The following is a 17,049-nucleotide window of genomic DNA, read 5'->3' as shown; positions in this document are numbered from 1 at the left end:
TGTCTTGCTACACCTTCCATGTATTTACCACCTAAAATACCGATACCGATAGAAGCACCGATAGCTGCAAGACCGAACATTAAACCAGCTGCAATGTAAATATAATCCATTTAAATATCTCCTAAAGTGGAAACAAATTATTTTGCTACCGCAAAAATCAAATATAACCCCAAACCTGTTGCAATCATAGGAATAGCATCAACCAAGCCCATAACAATAAAGAACTGAGTTCTTAAAAGATTGATTAAATCAGGCTGTCTTGCTACACCTTCCATGTATTTACCACCTAAAATACCGATACCGATAGAAGCACCGATAGCTGCAAGACCGAACATTAAACCAGCCGCAATATAAATAAAATCCATAAATAAATCTCCATGCTACTCTTCAGCTGTTGATGCTGAAGCAAGGTATACTATAGTTAAGATCATGAAAATGAATGCCTGCAGGAAAATAATCAGGATATGGAAAAGAGCCCATACGAGATTAAGAATAGTACCTGACACTATACCTATAGGAAGAACACCATATAATGAAGACCCCAGGCATACCAGTAAGATAATAGCAGCAGTACTAATAAGTCCCCATAATTTAGCCTTGTTTTCTTTATGCAAGAAAGCCAATGCTAAACATGCAGCCGCAAAAATCAAATCTACCAAATAGAATACGATTACGTTTTCCTCTGAACCTATATTGTACCAGTATGCATAGAACTGATAAGCTGACAGCAGTATTGCAATAAAGAATGCTACCAGATTGATGCTCTTAACTGCACTGTTATCCTTGGCAGTAAATCTCATAATAAGGAAAAGACATGCCAGAATCAGATTAAAAACAGCTACAGACAAGATAGATGAACTACTTGGATCAAAGGCAAAGAAGATAGTAATAAGAATAAAGATAGTTTCACCAGCATACATGTTGCCGAAAAGTCGTAAACCTAAAGAAACAGGTTTAGCCAAAAGTGAAACACCTTCAAGAAATATGTTTACAGGCGCAAGGAACCAGGTGTTAAACGGATGTAATGCATAATCACTTACAAAACCTTTAATACCTTTATATTTGAAGGTATACGCCAAAATGAGCAAAAATATGGTTACTGACATAGCCATTGTTATGTTTACATCAGCAGAAGGAACAACTCTTATGTATGGAATACCAATGCTCTTACATATATTAGGCAATAAATCCACTGGTAAAAGATCCAGTAAATTCATTGAAAACACCCACATAAAAACAGTAAGAGAAAGAGGAGCAATAAGTTTGTTCTGAACCTGGAATATGTCTTTTACAGACTGATTAACAAATTCAATTATCATTTCTATAGCTGTCAGAAATTTACCAGGAACTTTAGATTCTTTAGATTTTTTGACCCCTACTCCGAAAAAACCGAGGATTATAAAACCTAACAAAATAGAAATTAAAGATGAATCAACATTGATAATGTTAGGATTAATTAGTCCTTGAGGTTGCTCTGATTCATATGGAACACAAGTTGAAGTACCTAAATCAGAAAAATGACAATCTGTTGCATGTAATTCCTTGAGGCACTGTTCTGGTGATTTTTTCTGAGACAGACAGTTATTGTAATCACTTACACTGGTAACTTTCTTACTGTTCTGAACTATACCGGTTGTGTAATCTACCTGCAAAAATTGCAAATGATGATTTATATATTCAGTAATACCATTTTCTTGAGTGACTTTTGCTTCTTCATTTGCCATGATATTTTATTCCTGTTTAATCCGATAAGCATAAGTAACCACCGTAATATGCTGCATTACTATTTGCAAAAAAAATGCCCAAAAAAAGAAGACATGTTTTATCGGAATAAATTTAAGTATTATTGTACATATGGTAATCAGTGCAACATACTTGATAATAAATACAATTATGTAATTAAAGAAATCTGCTTCCGGAGTTTTCGAATGGGCATTTTTTCTAACTAGCCAAACATTGGAAAGAACATATACAAACAAGTACACAAAACTTCCCAATATTGATGATAAAAAAACCTTTGCTGTTCCATCAAAAAGGAAACATTCATTGAGTAGAAGACAGAGCAATGTGAAGATAACAGCAGTAAGGGTATTTGCATAACAGACCCTTTTGATTATCCGAAAAATCTCGCTGCTATCCATATCACAAAGCATTGACATATCCCAAAATAGATTTTTCTCTAACCACTATAAGTATAATTTAGTGCAAAAAATCTAAAAAATCAAATCTTAAAGGCCTATTAATTGCTTTATTTTAGTCAATTCTTCTTGGTTTTTGTATGTTAAAACAAATTTACCTTTATTATTGCCAGATCTGATGCATTTAACATTTAAATTAGAGAATCTCTGGGAAAAATTACTCTTCAGCTGTTCAAAGCTTTCATCAACCTCTGTTTCTTTTTTTTCTTTTGGATGAAGAATGTCCTTCACTAATTTTTCAGTCTCTCTTACGGTTAAGGCTTTCTGAACAACGGCAATAGCAGTATTTTCCTGAATTTCTCCTTCTAATGCCAAAAGAGCTCTTGCGTGCCCCATCTCCAAATCACCGGATCTTAGAAGATCCTTTGTTTTTGCAGATAAAGAATTCAATCTAAGAAGATTTGATATTGAAGATCTTGATTTTCCAAGAATTTCGGCGACATTCTCATGAGTAAGGTTGAGTTCATTTACTAAACGATTCAATCCCTCTGCCTCTTCAACTATATTCAAATCTTCTCTCTGAATATTTTCTATCAGAGAAATTATCATGGCATTTCTGTCAGATAATTCTTTTACAAGACACGGAACCTGAGAAAGTCCGGCAAGCTTAGCAGCCTGCCATCTTCTTTCACCGGCAATGATTTCGTAAACATGGTCACCTATTCTTCTAACAACTATCGGCTGGATCATTCCCTGATTTTTTATTGATTCAGAGAGCTCAAGCAAAGATTCCTGATCCATATCCTGTCTTGGCTGATATTTTCCTTTAGTCAGAAAATTAATATCCAGTTGCTGCAGTTCATTGCTAGAGTTATCAGCAATTTCTGTGCTTCTTAATATCGAATTATTGTTCTGAAGTAAAGAACCAAGACCTTTACCAAGTTTACCGCCCATTTGCTTATCCAATTAAATATTAGTTAATACTGTTATTCTTTTCCTGATTATTTAAAAATTCACCTGCCAGTGCTAAGTAAGCCTTTGCACCAAGACAAGACTTATCGTAATAAAGAGCAGGTTTTCCATAACTAGGAGCTTCAGCCAATTTGATATTTCTCGGAATAATAGTTTTATATATCTTATCTTTGAAATGCTCGATCAGGTCATCTGAAACTTCCGTAGCCAATCTAGCTCTACCATCAAACATTGTTCTTAAAATACCTTCAATTTTAAGTTTTTCATTTATATTTTCTTTAATCTGTTTAATGGTATCTGTGAGAGCAGATAAACCTTCAAGAGAAAAATACTCGCATTGCATTGGTACTATTATGGAATCAGCTGCACAAAGAGCATTAACAGTTAAGAGATTCAGTGCAGGAGGACAGTCAATAAAAATAAAGTCGTATCTGTTTTTAATTTCGTCTAAAGCTTTTTTTAAACGACTTTCTCTTGCATAAAAATTCATTAAACCTACTTCTGCTGCTGTCAAATCACTATTAGTAGGAATAATATGATATCCACCTGTTGTTTCAGTCAGAATTTCATCTTCAGCTTTTGTTCCTTCCATCAGAATGTTGTATACATTCTTTTCAATATCAAACTTAGAAATACCACTGGCCATGGTGGCATTTCCCTGAGGATCCAAATCTACCAGAAGGATCTTTTTCTGGGTAGCTAAAGATGCTGAAAGGTTAACACAAGTTGTTGTTTTGCCAACACCACCTTTCTGATTGGCAAAAGCAATTATCTTACCCATTATTTTTTCCTATAACAATTAAGTGTCTTTCACCTAGAATTTGTGGAACTTTTAATTTATTAATATTTATAATTTTATATTCATCACTTATTTCTGACAGTTCAGCTGTATCTATCTGACCTTTTAGTGCTAAAAATAAAGTATCCTGATCTGCCATATTTCCACAAAGAGATAGCATATCTTTTAGAGACGCAAAAGCGCGACTCAGTATACCATCAAAGTGTACTGGATTTGCTTGACTATTCTCAAAGTTTTCACATCTCCCAAGAATAGGAAATATATTTTTTATATTAAATTCCCTTTTTACCTGCTTGATAAAGTTAATTCGTTTACTTTGACTGTCGAGCAGATAAAAATTTTTATCAGGATTAATTATGGCAAGCGGAATTCCTGGTAATCCGGGCCCGGTTCCTACATCAATGAAAGTACTGCCCTTCAGATATTCTGATACGACAATGGAATCTATCAAATGTTTATCAACCATCTGTTCCACATCTCTTATTGACGTAAGATTATAGGTTTTATTCCACTTATCCATAAGTCTAATGAAATTAAGCAGAAGAGCTTTCTGTTCTTCTGTTATTTCAATCCCTGTAAACTTTAAACCTTTTTCAAGCTTTTCTTCTAGTCTAGACATCTATAATCCTAATTATTTTTGATACCTAAAAGCCCCATTTTCTTTAAATGAACTAAAAGAATAGAAATGGCTGCCGGCGTGATACCAGATATTCTGGATGCCTTACCTATAGTTTCAGGTTTAAAATCATTAAGTTTAAATATAACTTCCTTTGAAAGACCTGGAATCTGATTGTAATCGAAATCTAAAGGAAGATAAGTATTTTCGTTCTTCTTCTGTTTATCAATTTCTTCTTGCTGATGTTCAATGTAGCCTTCATACTTAACCTGAATTTCAACTTGTGATGCTGCCTGTTCATTTTTGGCTATAGGCTCGAGTTCAGCTGTTTTCATCATGCTTTCAAATGTAATTTCAGGTCTTCTTAGAATTTCCAATAAAGACTGTTCTTTACTTATAGGTGTTCTTAGAATATTGTTGAGTTTGTTGGCTATAACATTACCAGGTCCAATCCATGTATCTTTTAAGCGTTGTTTTTCTTTTTCGATCATTTCTATTTTATCTTCAAAGAATTTCCAACGAACATCATCTACAAGTCCAAGCTCTCTTCCTTTTGGAGTAAGTCTGATATCAGCATTATCCTCTCTTAAAAGAAGTCTGTATTCAGCTCTGCTGGTGAACATTCTGTATGGTTCGTTTGTTCCTAAAGTACATAAATCGTCCATCAGAACACCAACATAGGCTTCATCTCTCTTTGGACACCATGGTTCCTTTCCTTGTACCCTTAGTCCTGCATTGATGCCTGCAAGCATACCTTGAGCAGCAGCTTCTTCATATCCGGTTGTACCATTGATCTGACCAGCAAAGAAAAGATTCTTAATGCATTTGTTCTCCATATTTTCTTTAAGATCTCTTGGATCAAAGAAATCATATTCAATGGCATAAGCAGGTCTTACCAATACTGCATTTTCAAGACCTTCCATTGAATGAACCATGTCAACCTGAACATCAAAAGGTAAACTAGTAGAAATACCATTTGGATATAGTTCATTAGTGTATAAACTTTCTGGTTCAATAAAGATCTGATGAGATGTTTTATCAGGATACCTCATGATTTTGTCTTCAATTGAAGGACAGTATCTAGGTCCGACACTATGTATTACCCCTGAATACAATGGACTTCTGTCTAAATTTTTCCTGATTATGTCATGTGTTTTTTCATTAGTATGTGTAATATGACAGCAAACTTGCTCAGGATGATCTTCTGGTTTACTTAAATATGAAAAAACAGGAACCATAGCATCCGGTAGCTGTTTCTGCATTTTTTCAAAATTTACGGTACGTTTATCAATACGACATGGTGTACCTGTTTTTAAACGTCCCATGCGTAAATTCAATTCATGTAAACGTTGAGATAAAGCTATGCTTGCCTGATCTCCGGCTCTTCCTCCGGAATAATGTTCTAAACCTATGTGTATTAAACCATTTAAGAAAGTTCCATTACAAAGAACTACAGCTTTAGAACGGATTTTGATGTTAGCCTGGGTTATTACGCCAGCAACAGTATCTCCTTCCATTAATAAATCAGTACAAGGTTGTTGGAATAAAGAAAGATTTGGATAATTCTCCAAAATTTTTCTCATTTCGATTTTATATAGGACTCTATCAGTTTGAGCTCTTGTTGCTCTTACTGCTGGACCTTTAGATGAATTTAATGTCCTAAACTGTATGCCTGCTAAGTCTACTGCTCTAGCTGTTACTCCACCTAATGCGTCTATTTCTTTAATAAGATGACCTTTACCTAAACCACCGAAAGCTGGATTACAGGACATTTGTCCTAAAGTTTCCAAATTATGAGTTAGTAGTAAGGTTTTTAACCCCATTCTTGCACTTGCTGTACATGCTTCGATGCCTGCATGGCCACCACCAACAACTATAACATCGAAAGTTTCATGGTAAAACATAAACGCCTCTTTAAATTTTTTGAAGGTTTTTGAAAGTTGAATGCATTTTAATGTTTTTTGACTTTTTAGTCATTTTTTAGAGTGAGTTTTTTGATTTTTTGTTTCTCTCTTTATTTTTCTTTTATTAATAATTAATTTTTTTTTGTTCTTCTATTGTGAACCTTTTCTTGTGATTAACTGTTGTATTTCTTTATTTTTCAATGGGTGTATGGATTTTTAACTTTGGTAAATTCACCTTATTTTTTGTGATAATAGCTTGTGTCTGATTTTTAATAATTTGATTTGTCGGAAAAGATTTTTGATTTGTCCACATGTTTATAAAGTCTATTATCCCCATTTTGATTACAAGTATCAAATACTGTGAATTTTTTGTTTATTAACATAGCGTAAAAAATGTAAAAAGTACCATATTTCAATGCGTGTACTGTGCTTGTGTTGAGTTAAATGATTTGATAATATGTTAATAACAGTGTCTATTATATATGACTTTTTGTTAGTTAATAGTGATTTTTTTTATTTTTAACCATTCGATTTTTAACAGTTTTTTTATGAAAATATTTTCTTTACACTTTTGATGTGTTTTATTGTGGAGATCTGTTATTAAGCATTGTTTTTTAGTTGTTGCTGCTCAGTGGATATTTTTGCTGTCAGATTCGTGTAAGTTCATCTGTGTTTAACTTTCTGTTTTTATTGAAGTATGCTTTTTGCTTAGAATTAAGAAATGTGATTGTATTCATTTGCATAATTGTATTGGAAAAGTTCTAAATAGCGAATGGTACTGGTTTTATCAGGAAAAATAAGTGTGTAAGGTTAAGAATAGCAATCATTGATAAAAACAGGCTGTTAGAAGGATTAAACAGATTGAAGGTTGGTTAAATAAGACAACGTGATGATTGATATGTTCCATGGAAGAATGAAGGTAATAATTCATTGAGAAGTCTATTAAAAAATAAAAAGGCTTGTTTCCTATTACTTTAGGAAACAAGCCCTATATTATATTGCGATTATTATCGATTATACACGCTTCTTGAATTCGTTAGTGCGGGTATCTATTTCGATCTTGTCACCAGTCTTAACGAAGTCTGCAACGCTGATCTCATAGCCAGTACCAGCAAGACGAGCTGGCTTGGTTACTTTACCAGAGGTATCACCACGTACAGAAGGTTCAGTGTATTCAACTTCTCTTACGATGGTGATTGGTAATTCAAGACTGATTGCCTTGCCATTGTAGAAAGTAACGGTACATTCGTCATCCATGCCGTCAACGATGTAGTTAACAGCGTCACCTAAGTATTCCTTTTCGATTTCATACTGATTGTATTCTTCGTCCATGAATACATACATTGGATCACTGTAGTAAGAATAAGTACAAGTCTTGTGTTCGAGGATAACGTCTTCAAGCTTTTCGTCTGCCTTGAATACTGTTTCAGTACCGCCTTCACTGAGAAGGTTCTTTAATTTCATTTTAACAACAGCTGCGTTACGGCCAGACTTGTTGAACTCAGTCTTAAGAACAACCATTGGATTGTTGTTTACAATGATTACATTGCCGGCGCGAATTTCCTGTGCGGTTTTCATGTATTTGTCTACCTTATAGATAAAAAGTTAAAATTGTTTACTTTCAGTCAAATCATAGTAGAACTTTAAAAGATTTGTGCTGAGGTTATCGTTTGCATATAAATAATCAGACCACTTCACAGCAGCCTGGCAAATTTTATCGTATTCTATCATAAAATCATTAAAATTTGCACAAAGTATATCTGGACTAGACATTTTATCGTTGAAACTTGTAATGGAATTCTTAATTATCATTCCTGTTTCTTCTGAAGTGAACTGGCAGAACTTAACTAGCATGGCGTTTAGTTTATCCATATGAGCGTTTTCTTCCTGTTCATAGATATGCCAGATAAAAGGTATTCCGCAGAGTATTGCTTGACATATTGAATCTTCTCCTCTAACCAGATTCATGTCTGTACTGCTAAGAATTTCGTCAAATATACTTTGTTCAACCATCGGATATTCATGAAAAATTGCTTCTTTGTGATATTTTTTCAACTCTTTTAATATGCCGCTTTTCTTAAGATATTCCGTGCTTCTGCTTTCAGGGAGAAAAAAGACAGCATTAGGATGTTTTTTCAGAACAGATTGAAGCAGAGGTTTTAAATTAGGTGTTTCATAGCAGAATGAGAACATCCAAAATCTATCTGAGAGATTTTCAGGGAGATTGGTATATTTGCAAACTTTTTTTCTCAATACTTGATGATTTTGTTTTAGGCTGTTTTTATTAAAATTGATGCCACCTGTTTTATTTGTAAATCCTGGGAAGAAAAAGAATTTTTTCAGCCCTTTATTTTGAAGAGAAGTTACTTTGTGACAGCTTTCGACCCAATCTTCTGCAGACAAATATTCAAGATTAATCCACACAGTTTTTTCGGTAAAATTATCAATGTAAGATTGAGGAATATTACAGGCAAAAGCTTCGATAACCATGTCACCAGGAACATAGTTTTCAATTTTATCCTGCCACTTGTATATTTTTACTTTTTGATTTTTAAAAATACAAATTTGAAAATTTTTAGATGGATCTACAGCGTGAAAAATTTTTTGGAATGCCTCAAGATTATCCACAAAAATGGTTACAGCATTGCCTGAATAAAGAAGTTCCTTGCTCAGTCTCCAGCAGACACCAATGTCTCCGTAGTTGTCTACTACACGACAGAAAATATCTATATCCATAATATGCACCAAGTATCGATTGTAATGTGAGTAGGGGGTAATTGTATCGCAAAATTTCCAAATATTTGGATTTTTGAAGTGTTTTAGTGTTTTATTTTTGTACTATGTTTTGGTGTTTATTGGTATACTAGCGCTCATTGTAAGTTAGTGGTATTTTTAATTCGTGAGGATACTGTGTCAGAAGCTAAAAAGGTTATTTGTGAGCAATGTGATTTAGTGCTTGAAATACCTGAATGCCAAGGTGTTAAAGTAGGCGTTTGCCCAAGATGCGGAAGTGTTGTCCATCACTATCATCCTTCACCAGTAATATATTCACTTTGTTTTGCCATTAGTGCTTTGGCAATGATTATTTCTACAGATTTTCTGCCGTTTCTTACCATTAATTTCTCTGGATTATCTAATTCAATGATGCTTCTTGATTATGTAAGCATCTTATTTGATAAAGATTTAGGATTGGTAAGTCTGCTTATAATGATGTTTATGCACTTTTTTCCAATAGTTGCATTATTCATCATAATTATATGTGACTGTTGTTATTTGAAACATAAAAAAAGTCGGTTTATTGCCTTACTACTTAAATTTTATGTCTTCTGCAAAGATTGGAGCATGGTTGACGTCTTTGTTGTAGGTGTACTGGTCAGTTTAATTAAATTAGTAAATCTTGTTGACGTTGTTTACGAATTCGGCTTCTGGTCATACATATTGTTTGCGTTGCTTTTTATTCTTTCAGTGAGCCGTTTTCATGTCCATGTCATGTGGGAATATTTTTTCCCTCAATCTCCGATAGAAAGGAACATTGTCAGTGGTGTTACTGCTTATAATCAGGGCTTTACCAACTGTCATGTATGTGACGAAATAGTTGATATTAAAAAGAGCTCTGTTTGTCCAAGATGTGGAGCGGACGTTGTAAAGATTCATGAAAGAAGCATTCAGAAATGTCTAGCATTTCTTATTGCAGCTGTGGCTATTTATATTCCGGCAAATCTATATCCAATGATGATTACGTTTTATATGGGATCTGGAGAGGAATCCACGATTCTTGAAGGCGTTATTGTGCTTTGGGAATTGAAATCATATTTTGTATCAATGGTGATATTCATTGCCAGTGTCTGTATTCCTATTCTTAAGATACTGGTTCTTTTTTACCTTTGCTATGTATATCTATCATTTAAAAGAGCAAAGAAGAAAAAATTATTGGGGATTCTTTTCAGAGTCGTTGAATTTATCGGAAAATGGTCCATGGTAGATGTTTTTGTTGTTGCTATAATGGTCTCAATTGTAAGAATGGGAAACATTATGATCATAGATCCTGGTTCCGCTTTAGTATCGTTCGGTGCCGTGGTTATTCTTACTATTCTGGCTGCAAAACAGTTCAATCCTAAGCTTCTATGGATAAACCTTAACAGAAATCAAAATAATGGAGAGTGAGATGAGTAAATCCATTTTAGTGAGAAAAGAAAAATTTTATTCATTTATTTGGATTATACCTATTGTTGCTGTTTGTATAGCAATTTCTCTTGTCTATACTTCTCACTTCAACAAAGGTCCTAAAATTACTTTAATTCTTAATTCTGCTGATGGGATTGAAGCTGGAAAAACTGCTATAAAAACAAAGAGTGTTGAAATTGGTAAAGTAGTTTCAATCAACCTCACTGATGATCTGAAGCATGTTAAAGCCATTGCTCAAATGAATAATAACGTAGATCATCTCCTTAATAACGAAAGTAAGTTTTGGATAGAAAAGCCTCGCGTTGATAAGAAGGGAGTAAGCGGATTAAGCACTATTTTATCAGGTTATTACATAGAAATGCTTCCAAGTAAAATTGGCAAAAAAGAGAGTCAGTTTGTTGTTTTAGATGAGCCACCAGCTGATTTAGATTCTTCAAATGGACTTCATCTTTCTCTTATTTCCACTTCGAATAAAAAAATAACAGCAGGGGATGTTATCAGGTACAAAGGAATGGAAGCAGGTTCCGTGATAACAGCCGATTACGATTTCCAATCAAATTATCTTGTATATAACGTTGTGATAAAGCCTCCATTTGACAAGATTGTTACAAATAATTCACGATTCTGGATTTCTAGTGGTATTTCCGCAACAATGGGGGCTGAAGGTTTTCATATAAACACAGATTCTCTGGAAAGTATTATCAGTGGAGGTATAAGTTTTGATACTCCAGACATAGATGGGTATTCATCTGTGCATGCTGGAACAGGTCATAAATTTAATCTGTATGATAGTTTTGATGATATTTCCAACAAATATGAAGAAAGCAAAACCATTGATTTTGTGATTCTTTTAAATAAACCTCCAAAAGGCTTGGTATACGGCTCACCTGTATATTACAGTGGGGTTCAAGTGGGGATAGTAAAAGAAGTTCCTTATTTCAAGCAGGGATTTGAACTTTTCTATGATGAATTGGGAAAATCAGCAATAAAAATCAGTATTCAGATGGAGCGTTTTGAACATAACCACAACAGAACAGTGGAAGAGTTGCGCACTGATATAATAAATCTTATAAAGAAAAAGAATCTTACAGCTTCTGTAGAAACATTGAATCTGCTTACTCAAAGAAATATGATCAGTCTTTATGAAGAGACAGGAACAGGTCCGGGGGTTAACTATTTTGACGGATACGTAGTTATTCCTTCTAAGGAAATAGATTTTAGCGGACTTCAGCATGATGTTGCTACTTTTGCTCATAATTTGAGTAAACTTAGAATTAACGAGCTTGTTGATAATGTTAATTCTCTTATCAAGAGTTCAACTCAAACTGCGGATAATTTAGCTGCTATAAGTAATAATATCAATACGATTGTAGATAAATTGCAAAAGGATGATATTTCAGGAGAGCTTTTAGAAACTTTGAACAAGTTACAGAGTACTTTGGATTCATATGGTTCTGATTCGGCTCTGTACGGCGAATTGCAGAAAAGTTTAAAGAATTTAAATGATACCATTTCTTCGTTGAAACCTGTAATGAGAAAGGTCGATGAAAAATCAAATTCTTTAGTGTTCTCTTATGAGAAAAATGATCCGCAACCAAAATCTGGTAAGAAATAGGAGATACTGAAAATGGTAAAATGCAATGCTCTTATGGCATCTTTGATTGTTATGGTGTCTTTGACGGCAGGGTGCTCAGGAACCAGAGATGTAAAATACTACAGCCTTGATTCATCTGATTATTTTTCAAAAGTCGGTGAGTCTACTGATAAGATTTTATTTGTTAAGAGTGTTAATGTTCCTGAATATCTAGATACAAAATCTTTTATTTTCAGGGTTAACCAGCATGAAGTTATTTATACAAATGATAACAAATGGGTTGAAGATCTAAGTGTTATTTTGGATAACTCTTTGTTAAAAAATCTCAGAAACAGTACAGATGCATGGTTTGTCACAAATGATGTTACAGGAAACAGCACTGCTGAATTATCTGTTAAAATAAATAATTTTGAGATAAACAGTTCCAGTACAGCTGTTGTGGATTTTGACTATAAGTTTGTATTAAAAGGCCAAAATATGAAAATGGGAACCATTCATCAGGAAAAAACTTTAGATGATGATGGTTATGATTCTATGGTTGCTGCTCTAAACAATGCCTGGCAAACGGGAATTAGCGAGATGGTTCTGCAGACATTAAAATAACAGAAAGATGAATAAACTAAAAGGCCGTTATCAATTTTAGTGATAACGGCTTTTTATATTAAAGAGGATATTGATTTATTTTCCTACACAGAATGTGCTAAATATTTTTCCTAAAAGATCGTCAGCTGTAAATCTTCCTAATATATCATTAAGGTTATTTTGCGCGTTTCTAAGCTCTTCAGCACATAACTCAAACGCAGACATACAATTTATAAGCTCCAGACCTTTCTGAAGATGTGAGAGGGCATTTTCAAGGGATTCCAGATGTCTTCTTCTGGCTGAAAATAATCCTTCAGTTGAATTAGTATAACCGGCACATTCTTTTAAGTGCTTACGTAATTCTTCCATGCCTTTAAGGTTTTTGGAACAGAATGGAATCTGAGGATAGGTGTTCATTTCGTCTGGCAAAGAGTAATTATCTGTTAAATCTATTTTGTTGCAGATAATACTGAAATCAACGTTGTTGCCGATTCTTTCCTGAATATCCGTAAAGAGTTTTACTTGTTCGTAATCATCTGTTCTTGATACATCATATACAAATAGTATTCTGTCTGCTGCTTCAATTTCATTCCAAGCTCTGTTTATACCGATTTGTTCTACAATATCTGACGTATGAGTTCTTAGACCAGCGGTATCAACAATGTGTAAAGGAAGACCATCTATATCGATATTTTCATGAATTGCGTCTCGAGTTGTTCCTTCAATATTTGTCACGATGGCAAGGTCTTTGCCACACAAAGCGTTGAGTAGGGAGGATTTTCCCGCATTTGGTCGGCCTGCAATTACTATTTTTATTCCTTCCTGCAGGATAACGCCTTGCTTTGCTTCATTTAGAAGAGAATTCATTTCCTGAATTATATTTTCGATTTCACTCTCAACCTGACCATCATTGATGAAATCTATGCTTTCATCAGGAAAGTCTATGGTGGCCTCCACGTATGTACGAAGCTTTATTAGTTTGTCATTTACGGTATTGATTTTTTGAGAAAAAACACCTTGAAGAGACCTTGAAGCACTTAAAGCAGCTTTTTCACTGCTTGCGTTGATTAAATCGATAATTGCTTCAGCCTGTGTAAGGTCTATTTTTCCATTAAGAAATGCTCTTTGAGTAAATTCTCCAGGACCAGCCTGTCTGACATCCGTAATCTGTAATATTTCTTTTAAAAGCATATCCATGATGACAGGACCGCCATGGCATTGAAATTCAACTACATCATCCCCGGTAAAGCTATGAGGGCCTTTAAAAAAGATGGTAATTCCTTCATCTAAAATTTCGTTATTGGATGTTTTAAATTTTAATAGGGTAGCTTTATGGCCTGATGGGACAATTCCTGTAATTATTTTGCATACATCAATTGATTTAGGACCGGCAACGCGTATAACACCGATTCCGCCTTTCCCTAGAGATGTGGCTATGGCTGCAATTGTATCTTTATCCATTTGTGTAATCCTATAAAAACCCCGTCATTAATTTGGATGATTAATAACGGGGTTTATACTGCTTTTTCAAAAAATTATTGGAGAGAAAATGACTGATATTACTTGTTTTTTGCTCTCATGCTCAGACCTTTCTTTTCCAAATGTCTGTAAATGACGGTCTGTTGGATAATGGTAATTATGTTTGACGTTACCCAGTATAATGTTAAGCCAGCTGGGAAAGTACAGAACATAAATGTAAATACAACAGTCATTACGGTCATTACTGTTTTCTGAGTTGGATCAGTTGAAGAACTCATTGACATTCTTTGAGTTAAGAACATAGTCAACCCCATAAGTAATGGTAACACGTAATAAGGGTCAAGAACAGATAAGTCCTTTATCCAGAAAATAAAAGGTGAATGTCTTAATTCAGTTGATTCCATTAAAGTCCAATACAATGCTATAAAAATAGGCATTTGGATTAACATTGGTAAACATCCGCCTAAAGGATTGACCTTTTCAGTCTGGTACAGACGCATTGTTTCCTGACTGAGTCTCTGTTTGTCATTCTTATATTTTTCTTTAAGCTGGTTTAACTTTGGAGCCAACTGCTTCATCTTTGCCATACTTTCATACTGTTTTTTGGTAAGAGTAAACATTAGACCTCTTACCAAAAGGGTGAGAATAATAATGGCAAATCCCCAGTTGTGTACAAAACCATGAATGAATTTCAAACACTTGAACAGTATAGAAGAAATGAATGATAACCAACCATAGTCAATTGTAAGATCAAGATTGTTACTCGTGTCTTTCATTTCTTCCTGTATCTTAGGTCCTATCCAGAGATTATTGGATAATTTAATTTTTGCGTCCGGTGAAGCCTTAATATTTACCGGTGCTGAACTAATCCCGATAATAGCGGTGGCTCCATTATCAGCTGATTGGGTAAATACTGTATTCTGATGTCCGGCTAAACCAATCCATGATGATACAAAGTAGTGCTGAATCATACTTACCCAACCGCCTTCAGCCGTGGAAACAGTGTCATAATTCTTTTTAACTATGTCATCAAAGGAAATTTTTGAATATTTGTTTTCACTGTTTGAGAAAGCACTGCCTCTGTATGCTGAAGCCATGAATACACCAGAACTGTTGTCAGGGACTGCCACACTCTGAATTAATTTTGATTCCATTGCTATAGACATGTCTTTGCTGATATTGCTAATGGCGTAATCAACGTTAACGACATGTTTACATTGGGTAAATGTAAATGTTTTGGTATAGACGGTTCCGTTTTTATCTGTATAAGTAAGAGGGACAGATAACTTTGCTAATTTCTGGTTATCTTCGTTAGACAGGTTTTGACAGTCAATGTCAGATACAGCATTCATTACATACGAAGTTTTTTCAGATGAGAAATTTGGATGTAAAAGGTATCTTGACTGATTGAGGTCTTCAATGACTACGTCACTAGTTGCATAGTATTTGTAGTCTGGAGTGTACTTAAACAGATGAAAGTTTTCGTCAGAATCGATATTCTGTTTCTGATCCTTTAAATCAGCAGTAACTATATCACCGCCATTTAAGTTTATCTGGATTGAGTGAAGATCTGTTTCAATCTGAATTTTTTCCCCGAAAGCAGGCGTGTTTTGAGACGAAGATTCGGCACCAGAAACAACTTCAAGTTGTGGCTGATTGGCTTTTTTAGCGGCTTCATCTTTATCTGCAAAATAGGTATATACTGCTATCACAGATACGATCGAGAAAAACATTAAAGCTGAACTACGTTGAGTGTGCATATATTTACTTTTTCTGTTGTTTGTGTGTCTTAAATATTTCCTTTGGTACGGGATCAAATCCCCCTTTACATAAAGGATTACACCTTAGTATTCGGTATGCACCTAGAATACAACCAAGGAAAAAACCATGTATTATAATTGCCTGTTTGGTATATTCAGAACAGCTTGGATAAAATCTGCATTGATTACCGATAATATGACTAAGTGTTTTCTGGTAAAGATTAATCAGAGAACAACCTATTTTTTGGAGCGGATTGAGATTGTTTTCCATAGCTTTTTGAGTAGTTTGCAGAATTCCTGATTGTCAATCTTTAAAAAATCAGCTTTGATAATACAGACATAATCAAGATTTTCTAATTCCGGGTAAGATGTTCTGAAACTTTCTCTTATTAGTCTTTTTGCCCTGTTACGCCAAACAGCTCTTTTCAAAGCCTTTTTAGGAACAATCATGCCCAATCTTGGAAAATTTAGGTCGGAATTTTTTGCAAGAACAGTTATATAAGGCGATCCTGCTCTTATAGGATCTTTGAATACATTATTGAAATTTTCGGGAGTTAGTAACCTAAACTCCCGAGGAAAATTCTCTTTAGTCATTAACAGTAGTTAAACGAGCACGACCCTTTGCACGACGACGAGAAAGTACCTTACGACCATCAGCGGTCTTCATACGGTTACGGAAACCGTGGGTACGCTTACGCTTCAAAACTGAAGGCTGAAATGTACGTTTCATAATAAACTCCCATAAATTAATGGTTAATTAACCTAAACAAAATAATTATTTGTGGTGCGATTATATAGAGTTAGCATTTAGTAGTCAAGCTAGAAAGTTTAAGAAAATCACATTTTTGCATCAACTTAAACGATTGTTAATTACGTTATAGCTACCTCGATTTGTGTATAAGTAGTTTTGTGTTGTGTATATATATGGATGGATAACCATTAATTCTGAATAAATAATATGTATTTATACAAACTTGATAAAATTCAATTATTCAATAGCATACGATCACAAATAGAAAT

Annotated in this window: 16 protein-coding genes and 1 pseudogene; 3 read left to right on the top strand and 14 right to left on the bottom strand. The window is 34.2% G+C overall.

The annotated features are described in order from the left end of the window. The 9 genes and pseudogenes from T489_RS0109950 to earP all read right to left on the bottom strand — a co-directional run. Positions 1 to 110: pseudogene (locus T489_RS0109950) on the bottom strand (ATP F0F1 synthase subunit C); the annotation flags it as partial. A gap of 27 nt (positions 111 to 137) precedes the next feature. Then, a complete protein-coding gene (atpE, locus tag T489_RS0109945) occupies positions 138 to 365 on the bottom strand; it encodes a F0F1 ATP synthase subunit C (protein WP_031579886.1) in 228 nt (75 codons plus the stop codon). A gap of 15 nt (positions 366 to 380) precedes the next feature. Beyond that, positions 381 to 1,724 (bottom strand): F0F1 ATP synthase subunit A, encoded by a 1,344-nt coding sequence (atpB, locus tag T489_RS0109940; protein ID WP_369791976.1) that lies wholly within the window; start codon positions 1,722 to 1,724, stop codon positions 381 to 383. A 504-nt stretch (positions 1,725 to 2,228) separates the two neighbouring features. Next, the gene (locus T489_RS0109930) at positions 2,229 to 3,092 is read right to left on the bottom strand and encodes a ParB/RepB/Spo0J family partition protein (protein WP_031579883.1); all 864 of its coding nucleotides are present in this window, start codon (positions 3,090 to 3,092) and stop codon (positions 2,229 to 2,231) included. A 19-nt stretch (positions 3,093 to 3,111) separates the two neighbouring features. Then, positions 3,112 to 3,891 carry a ParA family protein gene (locus T489_RS0109925; protein WP_031579882.1) on the bottom strand — a complete coding sequence of 260 codons (780 nt, stop codon included), beginning with the start codon at positions 3,889 to 3,891 and terminating at the stop codon, positions 3,112 to 3,114. After that, on the bottom strand, positions 3,884 to 4,528 hold the full coding sequence (gene rsmG, locus T489_RS0109920; protein ID WP_031579881.1) for a 16S rRNA (guanine(527)-N(7))-methyltransferase RsmG: 645 nt from the start codon (positions 4,526 to 4,528) through the stop codon (positions 3,884 to 3,886). The genes T489_RS0109925 and rsmG overlap by 8 nt, the downstream gene beginning before the upstream one ends. Before the next feature lie 8 nt (positions 4,529 to 4,536). Next, positions 4,537 to 6,429 carry a tRNA uridine-5-carboxymethylaminomethyl(34) synthesis enzyme MnmG gene (gene mnmG, locus T489_RS0109915; protein ID WP_031579880.1) on the bottom strand — a complete coding sequence of 631 codons (1,893 nt, stop codon included), beginning with the start codon at positions 6,427 to 6,429 and terminating at the stop codon, positions 4,537 to 4,539. A gap of 1,014 nt (positions 6,430 to 7,443) precedes the next feature. Continuing rightward, positions 7,444 to 8,007 carry an elongation factor P gene (efp, locus tag T489_RS0109910; RefSeq protein ID WP_031579879.1) on the bottom strand — a complete coding sequence of 188 codons (564 nt, stop codon included), beginning with the start codon at positions 8,005 to 8,007 and terminating at the stop codon, positions 7,444 to 7,446. Positions 8,008 to 8,034: 27 nt separating this feature from the next. Beyond that, on the bottom strand, positions 8,035 to 9,165 hold the full coding sequence (gene earP, locus T489_RS0109905; protein ID WP_031579878.1) for an elongation factor P maturation arginine rhamnosyltransferase EarP: 1,131 nt from the start codon (positions 9,163 to 9,165) through the stop codon (positions 8,035 to 8,037). 174 nt (positions 9,166 to 9,339) lie between these two features. Between earP and T489_RS0109895 the strand changes: the two genes are divergently transcribed. Genes T489_RS0109895 through T489_RS0109885 form a run of 3 tightly spaced genes read left to right on the top strand, consistent with a single transcriptional unit; the run spans position 9,340 to position 12,811 of the window. Beyond that, a complete protein-coding gene (locus tag T489_RS0109895; protein ID WP_198020470.1) occupies positions 9,340 to 10,593 on the top strand; it encodes a PqiA/YebS family transporter subunit in 1,254 nt (417 codons plus the stop codon). Between the two features lies 1 nt (position 10,594). Next, positions 10,595 to 12,229, top strand: a complete 1,635-nt coding sequence (locus tag T489_RS0109890) for a PqiB family protein (protein ID WP_037319582.1) — start codon at positions 10,595 to 10,597, stop codon at positions 12,227 to 12,229. 12 nt (positions 12,230 to 12,241) lie between these two features. Then, entirely contained in the window at positions 12,242 to 12,811 is a 570-nt protein-coding gene (locus tag T489_RS0109885) for a PqiC family protein (RefSeq protein ID WP_031579875.1), read from the top strand. A 75-nt stretch (positions 12,812 to 12,886) separates the two neighbouring features. Here T489_RS0109885 and mnmE read toward each other — a convergent pair whose 3' ends face one another. From mnmE to rpmH, 5 genes are all read right to left on the bottom strand, one after another. Then, the gene (mnmE, locus tag T489_RS0109880; RefSeq protein WP_031579874.1) at positions 12,887 to 14,251 is read right to left on the bottom strand and encodes a tRNA uridine-5-carboxymethylaminomethyl(34) synthesis GTPase MnmE; all 1,365 of its coding nucleotides are present in this window, start codon (positions 14,249 to 14,251) and stop codon (positions 12,887 to 12,889) included. A 98-nt stretch (positions 14,252 to 14,349) separates the two neighbouring features. After that, on the bottom strand, positions 14,350 to 16,029 hold the full coding sequence (yidC, locus tag T489_RS0109875; protein WP_037319579.1) for a membrane protein insertase YidC: 1,680 nt from the start codon (positions 16,027 to 16,029) through the stop codon (positions 14,350 to 14,352). Between the two features lie 4 nt (positions 16,030 to 16,033). Beyond that, the gene (yidD, locus tag T489_RS14710; protein WP_084155493.1) at positions 16,034 to 16,300 is read right to left on the bottom strand and encodes a membrane protein insertion efficiency factor YidD; all 267 of its coding nucleotides are present in this window, start codon (positions 16,298 to 16,300) and stop codon (positions 16,034 to 16,036) included. Then, positions 16,267 to 16,623: a ribonuclease P protein component gene (gene rnpA / locus T489_RS0109870; RefSeq protein WP_031579872.1), complete on the bottom strand. Its 357-nt coding sequence runs from the start codon at positions 16,621 to 16,623 to the stop codon at positions 16,267 to 16,269. The genes yidD and rnpA overlap by 34 nt, the downstream gene beginning before the upstream one ends. Next, complete coding sequence (gene rpmH, locus T489_RS0109865) at positions 16,616 to 16,759, bottom strand: 50S ribosomal protein L34 (RefSeq protein WP_031579871.1); 144 nt, start codon at positions 16,757 to 16,759, stop codon at positions 16,616 to 16,618. The genes rnpA and rpmH overlap by 8 nt, the downstream gene beginning before the upstream one ends. Between the last annotated feature and the right edge of the window lie 290 nt (positions 16,760 to 17,049).

The sequence above is a fragment of the Ruminobacter sp. RM87 genome, from assembly GCF_000701925.1.
GTDB classification, from domain to species: Bacteria; Pseudomonadota; Gammaproteobacteria; order Enterobacterales; family Succinivibrionaceae; genus Ruminobacter; species Ruminobacter amylophilus.
This window is presented reverse-complemented; position numbering and strand designations above follow the sequence as displayed.

Coding starts and splice junctions, on each gene's coding strand:
- earP (WP_031579878.1), bottom strand. CDS start 9,165: ATGGATATAGATATTTTCTGTCGTGTAGTAGACAACTACGGAGACATT.
- yidD (WP_084155493.1), bottom strand. CDS start 16,300: ATGGAAAACAATCTCAATCCGCTCCAAAAAATAGGTTGTTCTCTGATT.
- rnpA (WP_031579872.1), bottom strand. CDS start 16,623: ATGACTAAAGAGAATTTTCCTCGGGAGTTTAGGTTACTAACTCCCGAA.
- atpB (WP_369791976.1), bottom strand. CDS start 1,724: ATGGCAAATGAAGAAGCAAAAGTCACTCAAGAAAATGGTATTACTGAA.
- T489_RS0109885 (WP_031579875.1), top strand. CDS start 12,242: ATGGTAAAATGCAATGCTCTTATGGCATCTTTGATTGTTATGGTGTCT.
- yidC (WP_037319579.1), bottom strand. CDS start 16,029: ATGCACACTCAACGTAGTTCAGCTTTAATGTTTTTCTCGATCGTATCT.
- efp (WP_031579879.1), bottom strand. CDS start 8,007: ATGAAAACCGCACAGGAAATTCGCGCCGGCAATGTAATCATTGTAAAC.
- rpmH (WP_031579871.1), bottom strand. CDS start 16,759: ATGAAACGTACATTTCAGCCTTCAGTTTTGAAGCGTAAGCGTACCCAC.
- T489_RS0109890 (WP_037319582.1), top strand. CDS start 10,595: ATGAGTAAATCCATTTTAGTGAGAAAAGAAAAATTTTATTCATTTATT.
- T489_RS0109930 (WP_031579883.1), bottom strand. CDS start 3,092: ATGGGCGGTAAACTTGGTAAAGGTCTTGGTTCTTTACTTCAGAACAAT.
- atpE (WP_031579886.1), bottom strand. CDS start 365: ATGGATTTTATTTATATTGCGGCTGGTTTAATGTTCGGTCTTGCAGCT.
- rsmG (WP_031579881.1), bottom strand. CDS start 4,528: ATGTCTAGACTAGAAGAAAAGCTTGAAAAAGGTTTAAAGTTTACAGGG.
- mnmE (WP_031579874.1), bottom strand. CDS start 14,251: ATGGATAAAGATACAATTGCAGCCATAGCCACATCTCTAGGGAAAGGC.
- T489_RS0109925 (WP_031579882.1), bottom strand. CDS start 3,891: ATGGGTAAGATAATTGCTTTTGCCAATCAGAAAGGTGGTGTTGGCAAA.
- mnmG (WP_031579880.1), bottom strand. CDS start 6,429: ATGTTTTACCATGAAACTTTCGATGTTATAGTTGTTGGTGGTGGCCAT.